Annotated in this window: 17 protein-coding genes; 7 read left to right on the top strand and 10 right to left on the bottom strand. The window is 37.5% G+C overall.

All coding sequences use genetic code 11. The features are described 5' to 3' along the window. The first annotated feature begins 168 nt into the window (after positions 1 to 168). From hydG to hydE, 3 genes are all read left to right on the top strand, one after another. Positions 169 to 1,590 (top strand): [FeFe] hydrogenase H-cluster radical SAM maturase HydG, encoded by a 1,422-nt coding sequence (gene hydG, locus PHO43_RS05780; RefSeq protein ID WP_045090680.1) that lies wholly within the window; start codon positions 169 to 171, stop codon positions 1,588 to 1,590. Positions 1,591 to 1,676: 86 nt separating this feature from the next. Further along, the gene (gene hydF, locus PHO43_RS05775) at positions 1,677 to 2,915 is read left to right on the top strand and encodes a [FeFe] hydrogenase H-cluster maturation GTPase HydF (protein ID WP_288011606.1); all 1,239 of its coding nucleotides are present in this window, start codon (positions 1,677 to 1,679) and stop codon (positions 2,913 to 2,915) included. After that, complete coding sequence (gene hydE / locus PHO43_RS05770) at positions 2,875 to 3,963, top strand: [FeFe] hydrogenase H-cluster radical SAM maturase HydE (RefSeq protein ID WP_288011604.1); 1,089 nt, start codon at positions 2,875 to 2,877, stop codon at positions 3,961 to 3,963. The genes hydF and hydE overlap by 41 nt, the downstream gene beginning before the upstream one ends. A gap of 8 nt (positions 3,964 to 3,971) precedes the next feature. Here the strand turns inward: hydE and nuoE are convergent, their stop codons facing one another. The 10 genes from nuoE to PHO43_RS05720 all read right to left on the bottom strand — a co-directional run bounded on the left by nuoE (position 3,972) and on the right by PHO43_RS05720 (position 12,478). Beyond that, complete coding sequence (nuoE, locus tag PHO43_RS05765; protein ID WP_045091060.1) at positions 3,972 to 4,481, bottom strand: NADH-quinone oxidoreductase subunit NuoE; 510 nt, start codon at positions 4,479 to 4,481, stop codon at positions 3,972 to 3,974. Positions 4,482 to 4,541: 60 nt separating this feature from the next. Beyond that, entirely contained in the window at positions 4,542 to 6,320 is a 1,779-nt protein-coding gene (locus tag PHO43_RS05760; protein ID WP_045090677.1) for an NADH-dependent [FeFe] hydrogenase, group A6, read from the bottom strand. A 31-nt stretch (positions 6,321 to 6,351) separates the two neighbouring features. Beyond that, complete coding sequence (nuoF, locus tag PHO43_RS05755; RefSeq protein WP_288011602.1) at positions 6,352 to 8,178, bottom strand: NADH-quinone oxidoreductase subunit NuoF; 1,827 nt, start codon at positions 8,176 to 8,178, stop codon at positions 6,352 to 6,354. A gap of 10 nt (positions 8,179 to 8,188) precedes the next feature. Further along, entirely contained in the window at positions 8,189 to 8,584 is a 396-nt protein-coding gene (locus PHO43_RS05750; protein ID WP_053826950.1) for a (2Fe-2S) ferredoxin domain-containing protein, read from the bottom strand. Positions 8,585 to 8,648: 64 nt separating this feature from the next. Next, a complete protein-coding gene (locus tag PHO43_RS05745) occupies positions 8,649 to 9,212 on the bottom strand; it encodes an ATP-binding protein (protein ID WP_045090674.1) in 564 nt (187 codons plus the stop codon). Between the two features lie 56 nt (positions 9,213 to 9,268). After that, positions 9,269 to 9,985: a PHP domain-containing protein gene (locus PHO43_RS05740; RefSeq protein ID WP_045090673.1), complete on the bottom strand. Its 717-nt coding sequence runs from the start codon at positions 9,983 to 9,985 to the stop codon at positions 9,269 to 9,271. 23 nt (positions 9,986 to 10,008) lie between these two features. Continuing rightward, the gene (locus PHO43_RS05735) at positions 10,009 to 10,356 is read right to left on the bottom strand and encodes a hypothetical protein (RefSeq protein WP_074010755.1); all 348 of its coding nucleotides are present in this window, start codon (positions 10,354 to 10,356) and stop codon (positions 10,009 to 10,011) included. A gap of 10 nt (positions 10,357 to 10,366) precedes the next feature. Continuing rightward, complete coding sequence (locus PHO43_RS05730) at positions 10,367 to 11,722, bottom strand: [Fe-Fe] hydrogenase large subunit C-terminal domain-containing protein (protein ID WP_045090672.1); 1,356 nt, start codon at positions 11,720 to 11,722, stop codon at positions 10,367 to 10,369. A 4-nt stretch (positions 11,723 to 11,726) separates the two neighbouring features. Further along, positions 11,727 to 12,137, bottom strand: a complete 411-nt coding sequence (locus PHO43_RS05725) for an ATP-binding protein (protein ID WP_053826953.1) — start codon at positions 12,135 to 12,137, stop codon at positions 11,727 to 11,729. Next, positions 12,137 to 12,478 carry a DRTGG domain-containing protein gene (locus PHO43_RS05720; protein ID WP_045090670.1) on the bottom strand — a complete coding sequence of 114 codons (342 nt, stop codon included), beginning with the start codon at positions 12,476 to 12,478 and terminating at the stop codon, positions 12,137 to 12,139. Before PHO43_RS05720 ends, PHO43_RS05725 begins: the two co-directional genes overlap by 1 nt. Before the next feature lie 278 nt (positions 12,479 to 12,756). Here PHO43_RS05720 and lysS point away from each other — a divergent pair, with 278 nt between their 5' ends. From lysS to PHO43_RS05700, 4 genes are all read left to right on the top strand, one after another. Beyond that, on the top strand, positions 12,757 to 14,493 hold the full coding sequence (lysS, locus tag PHO43_RS05715) for a lysine--tRNA ligase (protein ID WP_045090669.1): 1,737 nt from the start codon (positions 12,757 to 12,759) through the stop codon (positions 14,491 to 14,493). 25 nt (positions 14,494 to 14,518) lie between these two features. Beyond that, positions 14,519 to 15,514 (top strand): NAD(P)H-dependent glycerol-3-phosphate dehydrogenase, encoded by a 996-nt coding sequence (locus tag PHO43_RS05710; RefSeq protein ID WP_045090668.1) that lies wholly within the window; start codon positions 14,519 to 14,521, stop codon positions 15,512 to 15,514. 46 nt (positions 15,515 to 15,560) lie between these two features. After that, positions 15,561 to 16,910 carry a glucose-6-phosphate isomerase gene (locus PHO43_RS05705; RefSeq protein WP_288011598.1) on the top strand — a complete coding sequence of 450 codons (1,350 nt, stop codon included), beginning with the start codon at positions 15,561 to 15,563 and terminating at the stop codon, positions 16,908 to 16,910. Positions 16,911 to 17,155: 245 nt separating this feature from the next. After that, positions 17,156 to 17,728: SIS domain-containing protein (locus PHO43_RS05700; RefSeq protein WP_288011596.1), on the top strand; the 573-nt coding region annotated here is incomplete at its 3' end.

The raw sequence follows: 17,728 nt of genomic DNA, 5'->3' as shown, positions 1-17,728 counted from the left end.
TCCAAAGATCACTTATAGATACCTTATACATAGCTTATCTGCACATAAGGTATGTATAAGGAATCTTCGGCTGAAGTATACCCGATATTACTCTAAATTTTGAGTCATAGTAATATTATATATCAACCTATTAATGTTATCTTTGTGATAACCTGTAACTACTATATTATGCAATTTACTCCTGAAAAATACCGTGTTCCTGATATTCCAATGCAGCCGTTTATTGATGCGGAGGAGATATGGCAATACCTGAATAATACTTCTTGTTCGGCTGATAAGGTAAAGGATATAATTGATAAGTCACTGTCAAAAGAAAGATTAAACCTGGAGGAAGTCGCAACTCTTATTAATGCAACTGATACTGACTTAATAGAGCAAATTAAAGAGGGAGCCAAACTGCTGAAGCAAAATATATATGGAAACAGAATAGTTCTATTTGCTCCTCTTTATGTTGGAAACAGATGTTCAAATAACTGCGACTATTGTGGGTTCAGAGCCTCCAATAAGGCTCAGGTACGAAAAACTCTAACTAATGATGAACTAATAAAAGAGGTTGAAGCACTTGAGGATGAGGGTCAGAAGAGACTAATCCTTGTTTTCGGTGAACATGCTGAATACTCTCCGGAGTTTATAGCAGATTCGGTTAGGACTGCGTACAGTGTGAAAAAAGGAAATGGGGAAATCCGACGCCTGAATATTAATGCAGCACCTCTGGATATTGAGGGATATAAAATAGTAAAAAAGTCCGGAATTGGGACATATCAGGTTTTTCAGGAAACATATCATCCCGAAATATATAAAAAGCACCACACATCAGGCAGAAAGGCTGATTATAACTGGCGTTTGACTGCCTTAGACCGGGCACAAGAGGCTGGAATTGATGATGTGGGAATAGGAGCCTTGATAGGTTTGTACGATTGGCGTTTTGAGGTTATGGGACTTGTGAGGCATACTAATCACCTTGAGGCCTGTTATAATATTGGTCCTCATACTATCTCATTTCCTAGGATTAAGGATGCATCAAACTTAAATATTGAGTCCAATTATTTTATCTCTGATGAGGACTTTGTCAGGTTGGTTGCTATTCTCAGATTAGCTGTTCCATATACCGGTATGATACTTACCGCGAGAGAGCCTGCTATAGTAAGAGATGAGATTATACAATATGGTATTTCACAAATAGATGGTGGATCCAAAATAGAGCTAGGCAGCTATTCATTCAAAGGAAATAGTCATAACATTGATAGAAGTCAGTTCCAAATCAGTGATGATCGCCCATTAAATGATATAATAGATGAGCTGCTTGAACAAGATATGATCCCATCATTCTGCACTGCATGCTACAGGTTAGGAAGAACAGGAGAGCATTTTATGGAATTTTCTGTTCCAGGATTCATTAAAAGATTCTGCACACCTAATGCAATCTTAACCCTGGCCGAATATCTGTTTGATTATGCACCCGAGCAGACAAGATTAAAAGGCATGATGGTGATTGAAAACAATTTAAAATCATTGAGTGCAAATTTAGAAAAAGAGGTAAAAGAAAAAATTAGCAGAATTGAAATGGGAGAGAGAGACCTGTATTTTTAAAGGTTTTGACAATTTCCCTCTAAAATAATTATATGATATTTAAATGTTAAGGCATAAGGCATTATCTGAAAATTGTTAATTAAATCATGAGCGTAACAAATCTTCATTTAGGAATTTTCGGTCGCACAAACACAGGCAAGAGCTCATTAATAAATATGCTGACCGATCAGGATATCTCAATTGTTTCTGAAAAAAAGGGGACGACTACCGACCCAGTAAAAAAAACAGTAGAAATATTTGGAATTGGTCCGGCCACCATAATAGACACAGCAGGAGTTGATGATTTGGGTGAAATCGGGCATCTGAAGATTCAAAAATCACTAGAAGTTATCCGCAGGGTTGATTGCGCAATACTCCTGATTGCCGGGAATCAGTTCGGTGATTATGAGGTAAGACTGATTGATCAGTTTAAAGAGCATGATGTACCCTATATTATTGTTCATAATAAAAATGATATAAGCAAAATAGCAGCAATTACAAAAAATGCAATCAAATGGCACACAAATGCTGAAATTATAGATATAAGCACCCTCAATTCAACTGATAGAGACCTGTTGATCAATTCACTTAAGAAGATTATACCTGAAACAGTATACAAGAACTTAACACTTATAGGAGACCTTGTAAAGCCAAAAGATTTAATCCTGATCATTATAGCAATAGACAGTGAAGCTCCAGAAGGTCGTTTGATTTATCCACAGAATCTAACTATACGTGATGCTATTGATAATCATTGCATCACGGTAGTTTTACGAGAAGATGAAATTGAAGATTTCTTAAAGAGTGGATTAACACCTGCACTGGTAATCACGGATAGCCAGATTTTCAAATCTGTAACAGAGAAGCTGCCTGAAAACATCCCTTTAACCAGCTTCAGTATACTTTTTGCAAGATTAAAGGGGAACCTGATTGCTTATTTAAGGGGAACGCCTTGTATCTCAAACCTTAAGGATGGGGATAATGTCTTGATACTGGAGAGCTGCACACATCAGACAAGTTGTGATGATATCGGCAGAGTAAAAATACCAAAGAAACTAAAAGAATTCACAGGGAAGAGACTAAACTTCAAGATAATTTCGGGTCTGTCTCCTTTGCCTGAAAATATTGATGATTTTGCTCTGGTTATACAGTGCGGAGGATGTATGGTAACACGTAAACAGTTGTCAAACAGAATAAACCCCTTCATCAAAAGAGGAATTCCGGTTACCAATTATGGAATGGCTCTGGCATATGTAAACGGAGTGTTTGAGAGAGTAGTATCAATTTTCAGAAAGTTTTACGAGTATGATAGAAACAATCCTAAACTACCCTTTATCGAGGGATAGATTGATTGATCTTTTATCCTCTTCAGGTGAGGAAGAGAAAGCTTTGTTTGATTACTCCACTGCGACCAAACTTAAAAACGTTGGCAATGAAGTTTATTTGCGTGGATTAATTGAACTATCAAACATTTGCGATAAGGATTGTTTTTATTGTGGAATCAGAAAATCAAACAACAACATTACCCGGTTTACTCTAAAATATGAAGAGGTAATAGAGTCAGTCAAATATGCTTATGAAAAGGGTTACGGATCAATTGTCATTCAATCGGGAGAGAGATCATCAAGATCATTTTCAGATAAGATTGACAAGATAATCAGAGAATCAAAAAAAATCACCAATAACAATATAGGTATTACACTTTCCTGTGGTGAGCAGAGCGAGGAGACATACCTCAGGTGGTTTGAAAGTGGTGCTGACCGATACCTGCTGCGTATTGAGACCTCTTCTGAAGAGCTATATAAAAAGCTTCACCCTAAAGATACACTACATAATTATACAAATCGTAGAAATGCTCTGGAGCTATTACGAAAAACAGGTTATCAGCTGGGAACCGGAGTAATGATTGGTCTGCCGTTTCAAACAACAGAAATGCTTGCAGATGATCTTATTTTCATGAGGGATTTAAATATCGACATGTGTGGAATGGGGCCTTACATTGAACATACAAAAACTCCTTTATATGAATTCAGGGAACAATTACCTATTACTACTGTTCGATTGGGTCTTGCATTAAAAATGATTTCACTCTTAAGGATATTAATGCCAGATATTAATATTGCTGCAACCACTGCACTCAAAGTTTTAGACCAAAAGGCAACTGAAAAAGCTATAGCAATAGGAGCAAATGTAATAATGCCCAACATCACTCCTTTATTTTATAGAAAAGAATATCTCCTATACGAAAACAGATCAGAGCCTCTATTTAGTTTTGAAGATGAACTTGCCCTTCTGGAAAAAAGATTAGAGACTATTTCTCATAGGATAGGCTATAATAAACAGGGAAATTCAAAGCATTATACTAAAAACTGGTCAAGATGTATACCAGAATAGGATATCAGCTATTTCCTATACTCATCTAAAATTGCTTTAACTCCATCAGGAGAGACTCTGCCAAAAACTCTTTCCCCAACTAATACCACAGGCGAGAGTCCACAAGCTCCAACACATCGGAGACAGTTAATTGAAAACTTCCCATCAGAGGTTGTTTCACCTACTTTAATATTCAACTCTTTCTTGAACTCCTCAAGTACTTTTTCAGCACCGCGAACATAGCAGGCTGTACCTGTACATATTGATATTGGATGTTCTCCCTTAGGTATCATGGAGAAGAACGAATAAAATGTGACAACACCATACACCTGTGCTACAGAGATATGCAGATTATGTGCAATTACATCCTGCACCTCTGCCGGCAGGTAACCAAACTCATGCTGTGCCTCATGTAATATGTTTATTAATTCAAGTGGCTCGTTATCAAACATGTTACATATATTGTTTATCTTGTCGACCTTCTCCTTTGAGAGATTAACTCTAACCTCCACATTATCTGTTCCGGTCACTTTTTCCATGAAGCTGTATACTTCCGGATTAACTTTAATATTCTGACTCATAATATTTACATATTTTGTTTATATCTCACCATTCAAATGAAGAGTAACCTCATTACTTTTAGGAAAATATTCAGTGTGAAGCAAACTGTGTGCTTTGTGGCTGCCCGGTTCGCCCAGAAACTCATTATAAAGTTTGATTATTGAAGGATTCTCGTGCGATTTACGAATTATTTTCCTCTTATCCTCAGAGTAAATAGCTGCTGCACGTCTATTCAGAATTTCGCTTTTGCCATGATGATATGGCTGACCTCCGCCACCAATACACCCACCCGGGCAGGCCATGATCTCTATTGCATGATATTTGGATGTTCCTGCCCTAACCTCATTCAAAAGTTTGCGAGCATTACCCAAACCATGAGCAATACCTATATTAAGTTCAAGTCCGCCAAAATCAACCTTCGCAGAGCGTATCCCCTCCATGCCACGCAAATTATCAAATTCAACCTTCTCAAGTTTTTTCCCTGTATAAAGTTCATATGCAGTTCTGCAGGCAGCCTCAATTACTCCTCCTGTATTACCGAAAATGACCCCTGCACCGGTGGATTCACCCAGAGGATCATCAAAATCTGAATCAGGCAGATTCAGGAAATCTATATTAGCTTCCTTAATAAAAGCAGCCAGTTCACGGGTAGAGATTGAATAATCAACATCCTGATTTCCATCCACCTTAAACTCATCTCTCTGACACTCATATTTTTTAGCAATACATGGCATTATTGAAACCACTATAAGATCTTTTCTGCTTACACCTATCTTATCTGCGAAGTAGGTTTTGGCAATCGCTCCAAACATTTGTTGAGGAGATTTAGCAGTTGAAGGAACATCCAGCAGATCAGGAAAATTATGTTCAAAAAAGTTTACCCATCCGGGACAACAGGATGTAAGTATGGGTAAACGAACATTGGTATCTCCCGACATAAATGCCTTCAGGCGCTGTAACAGCTCTGTTCCCTCTTCCATTATGGTAAGATCAGCGCTAAAATCTGTATCAAATACATAATCAAAGCCAAGCTCTTTTAATGCTGACACCATCTTACCGGTAACCAAAGTGCCTGGCTTTAACCCAAACTCCTCTCCGAGAGCTGCTCTGACAGCAGGTGCAGTCTGCACAATTACTGTTTTTGATGAATCACTAAGAGCACGAATTATATCATTTGTATGATCAACCTCTGTAAGTGCACCTGTAGGGCAAACAGAAAGACACTGGCCACAATAAGTGCATGGTGAATCTTCCAGATTCATCTCGAAAGCTGGAGCTACAGCTGACATGAAACCACGGTTTACAGCTGAAAGTGCACCAACTGTTTGTATATCGTTGCACATCATTTCGCATCTGCGGCACATTATACATTTATCTATATCCCTGATAATTGAAGGTGATGTATCTTTTCTGTATCTGGATTGTTCTCCCTCATATGGCAGACTTCTGATATTGAATTGTGTAGCCAGGCTTTGCAGTTCACACTGTCCCGACTTTGCACATACAAGGCAGTCAAACGGGTGGTCTGAAATAATCAATTTTAAAACAGTAGTTCGGGCATTAAGCACTCTTATATTATGGGTATTTATAACCATCCCCTCCTGTGCTTCTGTTATACATGAGGGGGCCAGATTTTTACGTCCTTCAACCTCAACTACACATATCCTGCATCCACCGGGTTTATTCTCAATACCCATATCACACAGTTCGAAATGACATAGTGTAGGTATCTCTACTCCAGCCTTCCTGGCTGCCTTAAGAATAGTTGTACCTTCTTCAACCTGTACTTTTTTCTTATCTATGGTAAGTTCAATCATATCTTTCTATTTTTTGATACAGTTAAAATCATTAAGCCATCTCCACAGACACTCTTGGATAGTCACTTCTAAGGCTGATGGCATCAAATTTGCATTTTTCCATGCAAGCTCCACATTTAATACATATTTCCTGATTTATTACATGCACCTCTTTCTTTTCACCACTAATTGCATGTGTAGGACATGCCCTCTTACAAGCAAGACATCCTATGCACTCCTCTGGTGAAATGATATAGAAAAGCAGACTAGTGCATTTACCTGCACGACATTTTTTATCAAATACATGTTCATTATACTCCTCCACGAAATTCTCCATGGTAGAAAGAACAGGGTTGGGTGAAGTCTGTCCTAATCCGCATAAAGATGTATCCTTAATTACATAGCTAAGATTTTTGAGTTTTTCTAAATCCTCCTGTGTCCCTTTTCCTTCAGTTATCCTTCTGAGTGTCTCGAACATGCGCTTATTGCCTATACGACATGGAGCACATTTTCCACAAGATTCGTCAACAATAAATTCCAGGTAAAATTTAGCTACCGACACCATGCAATCATCTTCATCGAGAACAATCATTCCTCCCGAACCCATCATAGAACCTGATGCTGTAAGACTTTCATAGTCAATAGGAATATCCAGATGTTTTTCTGTCAGACATCCGCCTGAAGGTCCGCCTGTTTGTACCGCTTTAAATTTCTTGCCATTTTTAATACCACCACCTATTTCATAAATAATCTCACGCAAAGTGATACCCATTGGCACCTCTATCAAACCTACGTTATTGATCTTTCCGGCAAGTGCAAAAACTTTGGTTCCCTTTGATTTTTCTGTTCCTATAGAAGAGAACCACTCTGCTCCTTTTAGAATTATTGCAGGAATGTTTGCGAAAGTCTCCACATTATTCACGTTGGTTGGCTTGCCCAGATATCCGCTTTGTGCAGGAAAAGGAGGTTTATTTGAAGGTTCGCCCCTTTTCCCTTCCATTGAGTGTATCAAAGCTGTTTCTTCTCCACAAACAAAAGCTCCGGCACCATATTTTAAAGAGACATCAAAACAAAAATCAGTACCAAATATATTATCACCTAACAAGCCATACTCATGAGCCTGAGCTATAGCAATTTTCAGTCTCTTTACTGCAAGAGGATATTCAGCACGAATATAAACCAACCCTTTTGTGGCGCCTATGCAATATCCACAAATAGCCATCGCTTCTATGATAGAATGCGGATCACCCTCAAGAATAGAACGATCCATAAAAGCTCCAGGATCACCCTCGTCAGCATTACATACCACATACTTCTGATCGGAAACATTTTTTTTGGCAATATCCCATTTCAGTCCCGTTGGGAAACCAGCTCCACCACGACCTCTCAGGCCTGATGATTTAATAATATTTATTGTCTCTTCCTGTCCCAGCTCAGTGATTACCTTCCCCAATGCCTGATATGCATCACGTGCAATTGCTTCATCAATATTCTCAGGGTCGATTGTTCCACAATTTCTAAGGGCTACACGAATTTGCTTTTGGTAAAATCCCATATGCTTTGAATCAGGCAAATGCTCTCCCGATTCAGGATCTGTATAAAGCAGCCGATATACTTTCCTTCCTTTAATGATATGCTCATCTATAATCTCTTTAGCATCTGAAGGTTTGACATGAGTGTAAAAGGTATTATCAGGCAGAACTTTCACTATTGGTCCTTTTTCACAAAAACCAAAACATCCGGTACGAATAATCTGTACATCACCACCAAGTCCTTTTCTACTGACCTCATCTAGCAACATCTCATAGACCAGATTACTTTCTGAAGAACTGCATCCGGTGCCTGCACAGACTAAAATATGTATTTTATACTTACTCATATACAGCTGTTTAAGATTTTATGGTATTATAATTCTGAGGAATGATGCCATCTACCAGCTCACCCTCTTTTATATAATGTTCAATTATTTCATCTGCCTTACTGACAGTTACATAACCAAACACAATAGGATCTCTTCCCGGCAGTGTAACTTCAACTGTTGGCTCTGCATAGCAATATCCCATACAGCCGGTCTGTGTAACAATTGCACGAATTGATCTTTTATCGAGCTCATCTACAAAGTACTCCATGACTTCTTTTGCACCTGAGGCTATTCCACATGTAGCCATAGCAACTTTCACTTGCACAAAGGATCCGGGATTTTCAGCACTATCCCTTAATCTAATCCTGTTTAGCATCTCCTCCTGTTTTTTCTTAAGGTCGGCTAATGTTTTTATTTCACTCATATACTTAAAGTTTACAGGTTAATTTACAGACATTTATATCTTCGATGTTTTTCCTATTTTAATTTCAGCATAAAAGGCTTTTTTCAGATCTGCAGAGAATCAACTGCTCCAGTTTATCTTTTATATATGATTTAATCAGACCGGATACTCCTTGCTGTTGAGAGTCTATTCCCTCTTCTATTAGCTCTGTACTATCAATAATAAACTCCTCTTTATCAATTTTGTATGAAAATCTAATCCTTAATAGAGGATTTGCTATCAGCAACATTGTCAGGTAACCAGGTATATCACCTATAGGCAGACAGTCAGGATTATCTGTACGATATGTTGCTTCGACAGTAGTTCCAACTCCACTTTCAGAAGTAACAGTAAGATGGCCACCACACTGTTCGCACGTCATCTTAAGCAGAGGGATTCCAAGTCCTACTTTTCTTGTAGTTCTGGTTGTAAAAAAGGGATCACTCAATCTGTTCAGCTCTTTAGTACTCATCCCCTTACCATCATCTATGATTCTGAATATTAAAACATTGCTATCGTTATCCTCGAAGAAGCTGATACAAATGTTTTTCGCACCAGCTCTTATAGAGTTTTGTGCAATATCCATCATATGCATCGCCATATCTACCATTCCAAAACAGCTTATACTTGATAATCAACTGATTCTCATCATATAAAATATCAAAATTATTGTTTGTTGAATAGCAATTTGAAGCATTCCCAGTTTGCCGATTCCATCTTAAACATGTTATAAGCTACAGCAATATCATCAGTATAGTGCGCATCAGAGTTTTGAAGAAAAAACTCTCCTTTCAGTTCAGGGTGCTTTTCTGTAAAATCATCCACTGTAGTTCTCTTAGAAACTTCCAGTGCATCATAGTCAAGATCTTTTGGTATAAAACCGAGTTGACTGAAAAGAGAGTTTACAGGACGATCTATATGTGCAGGCACAAATAATCCTCCCAATTTATGTACCACTTTTGCCAAAGTATCAATACTATCCATTATACCGATAAACAGAGAGCGCTCTTCTTCGTATATGATAACATCATTCTCATCAACTGCTACCTGATATCCAAATTTATCAGGATCATTTTTTATATTTGCAATCCGGCTGTCAAGATATTTCTGAAAATCATCTAGTGCCCACAGATGAGGAAAGTAGCATAGGCAGTGTACCTCTTCAATGGTGTTTACTTCACAACCGGGTATCACAAATAATCCTTTTCTGTTGCCAAGCTCTACACAAACACTCACGTTATGCGTACTGTTATGATCTGTTATTGCAATTATCTGCAAATTTCTCTCAATAGCGATGTTTATAATGTTTCGCGGACTCATGTCTACATCACCACAAGGAGATAGACATGTATGAATATGCAGATCAGCATTAAAATAACCCATAACAGTTCCACACTTTACAGTAGTTACTCTATATCATACAAACTGCAATACAGTTTACCCGCAGTTTCAAATGCAGGCAAACTTGAGTAGAGAACAACAACCCCTTCCGACTCTGCACTTTCTAGAACATCCATTTCAACTCCTCTCTCATTTACAATTATTATTGCACTCAGCTCTTTTAAACTGGCTACTGCAATAATATTTCTATGAGCCTGAGATGTTATCCATATCATATCCTCACGAGCTTTGCCCATTACTTCACTTAGCAAGTCGGACACATATGCTCCTTTTGGGACCCTGCTAAGCAGATTTTTACTGGCTTTGCATTCTAACCCCAACTTATTTACAAGATATTTAAGATCCTTTACCATATGATCTGATCTAATATAATTTATCTAATCTACCTTTACCCCATATCTTTTCAATTACTGTAAAAGCCTGATCAGGACTAAGTTTATAATTTTTCTCCATTATACGCTGAACAAACACACAGTGAGATATTGTGGCTTTATCTTTTATAATATCCTCAGCAAGATTTCTGCAACTCGGTGCACCGCATGCTCCGCAGTCGAATCCGGGCAGGTATGACTCTAACCGATTAATTCGCTGCAATTTAATCAATGCCTTCTCCATATCGTCGTCAAGCAACAGACCATCTCTAGGATAAACCGGGTCAACACCAGAAGATTCATGAAGTTTTTCACTGTAATCCAATAATGAATTGAATACTTTTCCCCTGTTGACTGATTTCAGATTCTCCAATCTTTTTTGTCTCTGTTCTAATCTTTCTACTGTCAGGAAACGGTTGCCTGGACATAGGATACCGCCGGCGCAACCCTGATCACAAGCTCTCATCTCGAGAAAATCGATATCTTTTATATGTCCAGATTCAAGCTTCTCAAGAAACTCTATTACATTCTCTATTCCATCGATAGCAAGATTTCTGCCTGCGTAATATTTTTTCTCGGTTCCTGAAAGTGACCATTGCACGGAATCAGGACTCATATTTGCTGCTGTTTTGTGCTTCCCGGAGTTCTTTTCTCCAATCAGTATCACAGAAATACGATTGTAAACTTCTGTCATGTTTATCGTACTATCAATTGCAGACTTATCTTCACCAACCGGAGAGAGTGCTGCCACTATCTTTGCTGCACAAGGAGTGATGTAATAGATATGGATACTGGAATCTACTTTAACTAAATTTTTCTTTGATTCCCTGAGATATATAGCTGCAATATCATGCGGAGCCTTGAGCCTGATAATATTGTGTGTAAGAGAAGGATATTTTACCTGAATCAAGCGTACCACCGCTGGGCAAAATGAACTTATCAGAGGGCGTTGCAACTCATCTGATTTAAGTTTCATATACTCTTCCTTTATAAAGTCAACAGCCTGTTCAACCTCAAACACATCATCAAATCCCAGCTGTTTAATCGCATCCATAACCTGAGTTGCTGAGTACTCAGATGAAAACTGACCAATAAATACTGATGGAACGAGAGCTATTTTATAGCCTGATTTTTCTGCAGATTTAAGTCCGTCATCCTTAGCATACACAGCCCTTTGCGGACATACCCTGTAGCACTCTCCACAATCAATACATCTTTCTGGCTGAATTAATGCGTGCCCTTTAACAATACGGATTGCCTGTGTAGAACAAACACGCATACAGTGTGAACAGCCGATACATTTATTTATATCGATCTGAATCGAATGCGTATAGTTCCTGTCTTTCATAGTCTTAAAACAAAACTTTTATTTCGAGTCTTGTGCCTGTTCCGGGTAAAGATGAAAGCAACATTTCGTCGCAGTTTTTTTTTATGTTTGGTAAACCCATGCCTGCACCAAAACCCATTTGCCTCACCTCTTCAGAAGCGGTAGAAAAACCCTCCTGCATAGCTTTTTCAATATCCTCAATTCCGGGACCTTCATCTACAAAAACTACATTTATATAGTCGGGTCTAAGATCTACTTCCATAGTACCCTTGTAAGCGTGTGCAACCACATTCATCTCAGCTTCGTAAAGAGCAATTGCTATACGACGTACTTTATCCGGGGATATATTAAACTGTTTAATAATACTTTTTACCTCAGTACTGGCACGACCACCTTCGCTGAAGTCCCCACCCTTGATAAAGTATTGCATTTTCATTAATAAACAGGTTTTAAACCATTCTTATATAATAATCCTGATATTTCATAAACTGTTGCCTGAGTAGATATAATTGAGATTCTGCTTTTAGTTGCCAGCTCTATCATTTCGTCCGACACCTTTTTATCTCTTGCAATTATCAGGCATGACAAGTTTGATATTTCTGCTGTTCGTATTGTCTGTATTGTTGAGAGTCCTGTTATTAAAACAGTGTTTTCCATTGGAAATCTAAGTACATCACTCATCAAGTCTGAAGCAAATGCTTTAGTGTAATCTGATGAATTCTGAGATTCATTTATAATTCTACCTTCAACTATGTCGCATATCGTTTGCAACTTCATGTTTTCTTATTATTAGACAAGATAGGTTGTTTACAGTATAACTGCTCAAATGTAATAAATTAAGACGAATTAAAGAAATATTTCCTTAATTTTATCGTCTTAACTATGTTAAATAAGAAAACTATATTAAATCACTACTTATCAGCATATTAAAATGCATAAATTAATCCATTATCTGTTAATAATTATTTTTTAATTCTACTCTTTTGATTTGTAGAGTTTATAAAAAGTATACTTTAGTAAATTATTTTGTACTTTTGTATGATTTTTATTTAGTTATGCACAATTTAGAACTTAGTGAACAGGAGATAATTCGCAGGCAGAGTCTGGATGAATTAAGAGAGTTGGGTATAGAACCTTATCCGGCATCAGGTTTTGATGTTGACTCATACTCCATCGATATAAAAAATGAATTTGAGGATGATTCTGATCGCCGTAATGTAAAAATTGCAGGTAGAATAATGAGTCGCCGTATAATGGGTAAAGCCTCTTTTGTTGAACTTATGGATTCAAAAGGGCGTATTCAGGTATACATAACACGTGATGATATATGCCCGGATGAAAATAAGGAGCTATACAACACTGTATTTAAAAAGTTGCTTGATATTGGAGATTTCATTGGCATAGAGGGTTTTGTTTTCCGTACAAAAACGGGAGAAATTTCAGTTCATGCAGAAAAACTTACGGTATTATCAAAGTCTTTGAGGCCACTTCCTGTTGTTAAAATGAAGGATGGTGTGGCTTTTGATAAATTTACCGATCCTGAATTACGTTATCGTCAGAGATATGTAGATCTTCTTGTGAATGAAGATGTTAAAGATATCTTCACAAAGCGCACAAAAATATTTGATGCGATGCGTGAATTTTTTAACAATGAGGGTTATCTTGAGGTAGATACTCCTGTATTACAGAGTATCCCCGGTGGAGCTGCTGCGAGACCATTTATAACTCACCTTAATGCTCTTGATATTGATCTATATTTACGTATTGCAAATGAGCTGTATCTGAAACGACTAATAGTTGGTGGTTTTGAAGGGGTTTATGAATTCTCAAGAAACTTCCGAAATGAGGGTATGGACCGTACTCACAACCCTGAGTTTACTGTAATGGAGATATATGTATCATACAAAGATTACAGATGGATGATGGAGTTCACCGAACAGATGCTTGAGCATGTTGCCCTTAAAGTTCTTGGTACTACAAAAGTAAAGGTTGGTGAAAATGAAATCGACTTTAAAGCTCCCTATAAAAGGGTTACAATGATTGATGCAATTAAGGATCATACCGGTATTGACATAAGTGGTTTGGATGAGGACCAATTGCGAGAAGTTTGCAAAAAGCTTGGTGTGGAGCAAGATGAAACAATGGGTAAAGGTAAACTTATTGATGAGATTTTCGGAGAAAAAGCAGAAGGTAAATATATCCAGCCAACATTTATTATTGATTACCCCATTGAGATGTCACCTCTTTGTAAAAGGCATCGGGACAATCCTGAGTTAACTGAAAGGTTTGAGCTGATGGTAAACGGCAAGGAGCTTGCAAATGCATATACCGAATTAAATGACCCGATTGATCAGAGAAAACGTTTTGAAGAGCAACTCAAACTCTCTGAAAAAGGAGATGATGAGGCAATGTTCATTGATCAGGATTTCTTAAGAGCACTTGAGTATGGCATGCCTCCTACTTCCGGTATGGGTATAGGTATGGACAGACTAACAATGTTACTGACCGGACAGGTTTCTATTCAGGAGGTTCTGCTTTTCCCACTCATGCGTCCTGAAAAAAGAGTAAAAAGAGATACAGTCTCTGATTTTATAAAAATTGGTATTCCTGAAGAGTGGGTGCAACTAGTACAGAAGGCAGGTTATACACAAATTAGTGATCTTATCGATTTAAATCCAAACAAACTTCACCAGGAAGTTTGCGGCTTGAATAAAAAAATGAAGCTGGAACTAAATAATCCTTCTCCGGAAGAGGTTAAAACATGGGTAGCAAACGCTTCCGGACAGGAGTAATCCAACTTGCTGAAATAAAATAGAAATGGATTCAATAGGTAAAATCTGTATCCTGGGTGGAGGAACTTGGGGAACGGCATTAGCAAAAATGGTGCTGATGAACCAGAAACATATAAATTGGTTTATCCGTCGAGATGATCAGATTGAAGGTTTTTATAAACTCGGACACAATCCGAGCTATTTGACTAATGTCAAGTTCAATTTGGCTCAGATCACATTCTACTCAAATCTCGAAAGAGCAATAAAAGACTCTGACACAGTAATCATTGCAATCCCTTCTCCTTATGTAAAGCAATATTTCAGACGCATATGGAACAGCACATTCAGAGGTAAGTTCATGGTATCAGCATTGAAAGGAATTATTCCTAACGATAATATGGTTATGAGTGAATATCTGGCTGATAATTTTAAGATTCCAACTGAGAATATTGGAGTGCTTTCCGGTCCATGTCATGCTGAAGAAGTAGCATTGGAGAGACTTTCATTTCTTACTGCAGCAAGTAAGGATATTGAGAAAGCAAATCTTTTGTCAGAATCCATATCTTCCAGAATTCTAAAAACACGTACTTCAAATGATGTGGTTGGGATTGAGCTGGCTGCAGTTTTGAAAAATATCTACGCAATAGCTTCTGGTATTTGTCAGGGATTACTTTATGGAGATAACTTCCAGGCTGTACTGATGAGTAACTGTGCAAAAGAGATGTCGCTCTTTCTGAATACAGTTGTTCCAATTGAACGTAATATTACTGATCAGCATTATCTTGGTGATATGCTTGTTACAAGTTATTCGCAATTCAGCAGAAACAGGACACTTGGAACTATGATTGGAAAAGGTTATTCAGTTAAAACGGCTCAGCTTGAAATGGAAATGATCGCTGAGGGTTACTATGGAGCTAAGTGTATACATGAAATGAACAACCGTTTTAAGGTTAATATACCAATTGTTGAAACTGTTTATAAAATTCTGTATGAGCGACTTGAACCTAAGAGTGCCATAAAAAATCTTATAGACTTCTTTTAATGATTTTCTGTTACATTGTATTCAAACTTAAATAACATATAAATATATGGATAGCATTCAAATTAACATTAAAAATCTTGCCGGAATTGTTTCAGAAGAAGAGATTCTAAGAAAATCAGAGCTAGCTACTTCAGCAAACAATGCATTGCATGATGGTACTCGGGAAGGTAGTGATTTCCTTGGTTGGGTTGACCTGCCATCTTCAATTACAGAGGAGGAGTTTCGTGACATCGAAGAAGCAGCTACAGTTTTACGCACTCATTGTGATGTAGTTGTGGTTGTAGGTATTGGGGGCAGCTATCTCGGTGCCCGTGCAGTTATAGATGCGTTAACAAACTCATTCGATTGGTTACAGCCGGAAAAGAAACGCAAGAACCCAGTTATATTGTATGCGGGAAATAATATTAGTGAGGACTACCTGTCTGAAATGATTGATTATCTTGAAAATAAGGAGTTTGGTATAATCAATATTTCAAAATCAGGTACAACTACAGAACCGGCAATCGCTTTCAGGTTACTAAAGAATTTACTTGAGAAAAAAGTTGGTAATGAAGAGTCGAAAAAACGTATAGTTGCAATTACCGATGCTACGAAAGGAGCTCTCCGCACTTTAGCCGATAGTGAAGGATATAAAACATTTATCATTCCTGATAATATTGGTGGTCGTTATTCTGTTTTAACTCCCGTAGGTTTGCTGCCGATAGCAGTTGCAGGAATAAATATCAGAAAATTGGTTACAGGTGCTGCAGAGATAGAGAAGGCAACTGATAAAACAGTATCATTTGATTATAATCTACCTGCTATTTATGCAGTAATCCGTAATGAGTTGTACAGAAGAGGCAAGAAAATTGAGATTCTTGTTAATTATCATCCTAAACTTCATTTTCTTGCTGAGTGGTGGAAACAACTTTTTGGAGAAAGTGAGGGAAAGGATCAGATGGGAATATTTCCGGCAGCTGTTGACTTTACAGCTGACCTCCATTCTATGGGCCAATGGATTCAGGAAGGAGAACGCACTATTTTTGAAACTGTAATATCTATTAAAGAGCCTAATAAGAAAGTGCTTGTACCTCATGATGAGGTTAACCTGGATGGATTGAACTATCTGAAAGGCAAGAGAATTGACGAGGTTAATAAAATGGCAGAATTGGGAACACGATTAGCTCATGTGGATGGTGGAGTTCCTAATATTTTAATTGAAATCCCAGAGCTAAATGAAAAATATATAGGTCAGCTTATTTACTTCTTTGAAAAAGCTTGTGGCATAAGTGGCTATCTGCTGGGGGTAAATCCTTTCAACCAGCCCGGTGTTGAAGCATATAAAAGCAATATGTTTGCATTGCTGGAGAAACCGGGATATGAAGAAGCAACAAAGTCTATTAAATCGAAACTTTAATTGAATAATACAGACTTTAATTGACATAAAGAGGGGGAATGAAACATAGCGAAACTCATTCCCCCTTTTAATATACTATTCCGAAACCTCGCGAAAGGTTTTTTTCGCTCTATCCTTATATCCATAATATTAAATTACAACACTTTAACTTTAGCGACAAAAATATTATGTTTTTAAACATGTTTTCGAAGCTTTCGATGGTTTCGGATTGTTTTACTTTTGCATACATCCTAAAGCTATATAATATGGCAAGCATACAGACTACATCATTTGACACTATACATGAGATTTACCAACAACCTGAAATGTGGAGACAGACTTATCAAATACTTTTAGATAAGGAAAAAGAGATTTCTGAGTTCATGACCAGTTACTACAACGAAGAAACTACCATTATACTTACCGGTGCGGGTACATCATCTTTTATTGGAAATATACTGGAATTCGTAATGCCAAAGTATGGCTTTTATAGCGTAAAATCAGTTCCAACAACTGATATTACTACCCATCCAGAGGCTATTTTTAATAAAAATAAAAAATATATACTTGTCTCATTTGCCAGATCAGGGAATAGTCCTGAGAGCCTGGCTGCTGTTAATATTGCCGACTCAATATGTCATAACAATATTGCACATATAATCATTACCTGTAACGAGAATGGCAAACTGGTTAAAGAATATGCAGAAGATAACAGGCTGATATTGATTTTACCTCCTGAGACTAATGATAAGGGACTTGCAATGACGAGCAGTTTCTCTTCAATGCTTTTGGCTTCAATGCTTCTTTTTGATGTTAAGAAAATAGTGAATAAAAAGGAG

This window comes from Lascolabacillus sp., assembly GCF_028696275.1.
In the GTDB taxonomy this organism is placed as follows: domain Bacteria; phylum Bacteroidota; class Bacteroidia; order Bacteroidales; family Dysgonomonadaceae; genus Proteiniphilum; species Proteiniphilum massiliensis.
This window is presented reverse-complemented; position numbering and strand designations above follow the sequence as displayed.

What these genes read in the sequence shown, in the direction of transcription:
- hydG (WP_045090680.1), top strand. Translation starts at nt 169, where the DNA reads ATGCAATTTACTCCTGAAAAATACCGTGTTCCTGATATTCCAATGCAG.
- PHO43_RS05705 (WP_288011598.1), top strand. Translation starts at nt 15,561, where the DNA reads ATGGATAGCATTCAAATTAACATTAAAAATCTTGCCGGAATTGTTTCA.
- PHO43_RS05750 (WP_053826950.1), bottom strand. Translation starts at nt 8,584, where the DNA reads ATGAGTGAAATAAAAACATTAGCCGACCTTAAGAAAAAACAGGAGGAG.
- nuoE (WP_045091060.1), bottom strand. Translation starts at nt 4,481, where the DNA reads ATGGAAAAAGTGACCGGAACAGATAATGTGGAGGTTAGAGTTAATCTC.
- PHO43_RS05745 (WP_045090674.1), bottom strand. Translation starts at nt 9,212, where the DNA reads ATGGTAGATATGGCGATGCATATGATGGATATTGCACAAAACTCTATA.
- PHO43_RS05710 (WP_045090668.1), top strand. Translation starts at nt 14,519, where the DNA reads ATGGATTCAATAGGTAAAATCTGTATCCTGGGTGGAGGAACTTGGGGA.
- nuoF (WP_288011602.1), bottom strand. Translation starts at nt 8,178, where the DNA reads ATGAGTAAGTATAAAATACATATTTTAGTCTGTGCAGGCACCGGATGC.
- PHO43_RS05725 (WP_053826953.1), bottom strand. Translation starts at nt 12,137, where the DNA reads ATGAAAATGCAATACTTTATCAAGGGTGGGGACTTCAGCGAAGGTGGT.
- hydE (WP_288011604.1), top strand. Translation starts at nt 2,875, where the DNA reads ATGATAGAAACAATCCTAAACTACCCTTTATCGAGGGATAGATTGATT.
- PHO43_RS05720 (WP_045090670.1), bottom strand. Translation starts at nt 12,478, where the DNA reads ATGAAGTTGCAAACGATATGCGACATAGTTGAAGGTAGAATTATAAAT.
- PHO43_RS05735 (WP_074010755.1), bottom strand. Translation starts at nt 10,356, where the DNA reads ATGGTAAAGGATCTTAAATATCTTGTAAATAAGTTGGGGTTAGAATGC.
- PHO43_RS05730 (WP_045090672.1), bottom strand. Translation starts at nt 11,722, where the DNA reads ATGAAAGACAGGAACTATACGCATTCGATTCAGATCGATATAAATAAA.
- hydF (WP_288011606.1), top strand. Translation starts at nt 1,677, where the DNA reads ATGAGCGTAACAAATCTTCATTTAGGAATTTTCGGTCGCACAAACACA.
- PHO43_RS05740 (WP_045090673.1), bottom strand. Translation starts at nt 9,985, where the DNA reads ATGGGTTATTTTAATGCTGATCTGCATATTCATACATGTCTATCTCCT.
- lysS (WP_045090669.1), top strand. Translation starts at nt 12,757, where the DNA reads ATGCACAATTTAGAACTTAGTGAACAGGAGATAATTCGCAGGCAGAGT.
- PHO43_RS05760 (WP_045090677.1), bottom strand. Translation starts at nt 6,320, where the DNA reads ATGATTGAACTTACCATAGATAAGAAAAAAGTACAGGTTGAAGAAGGT.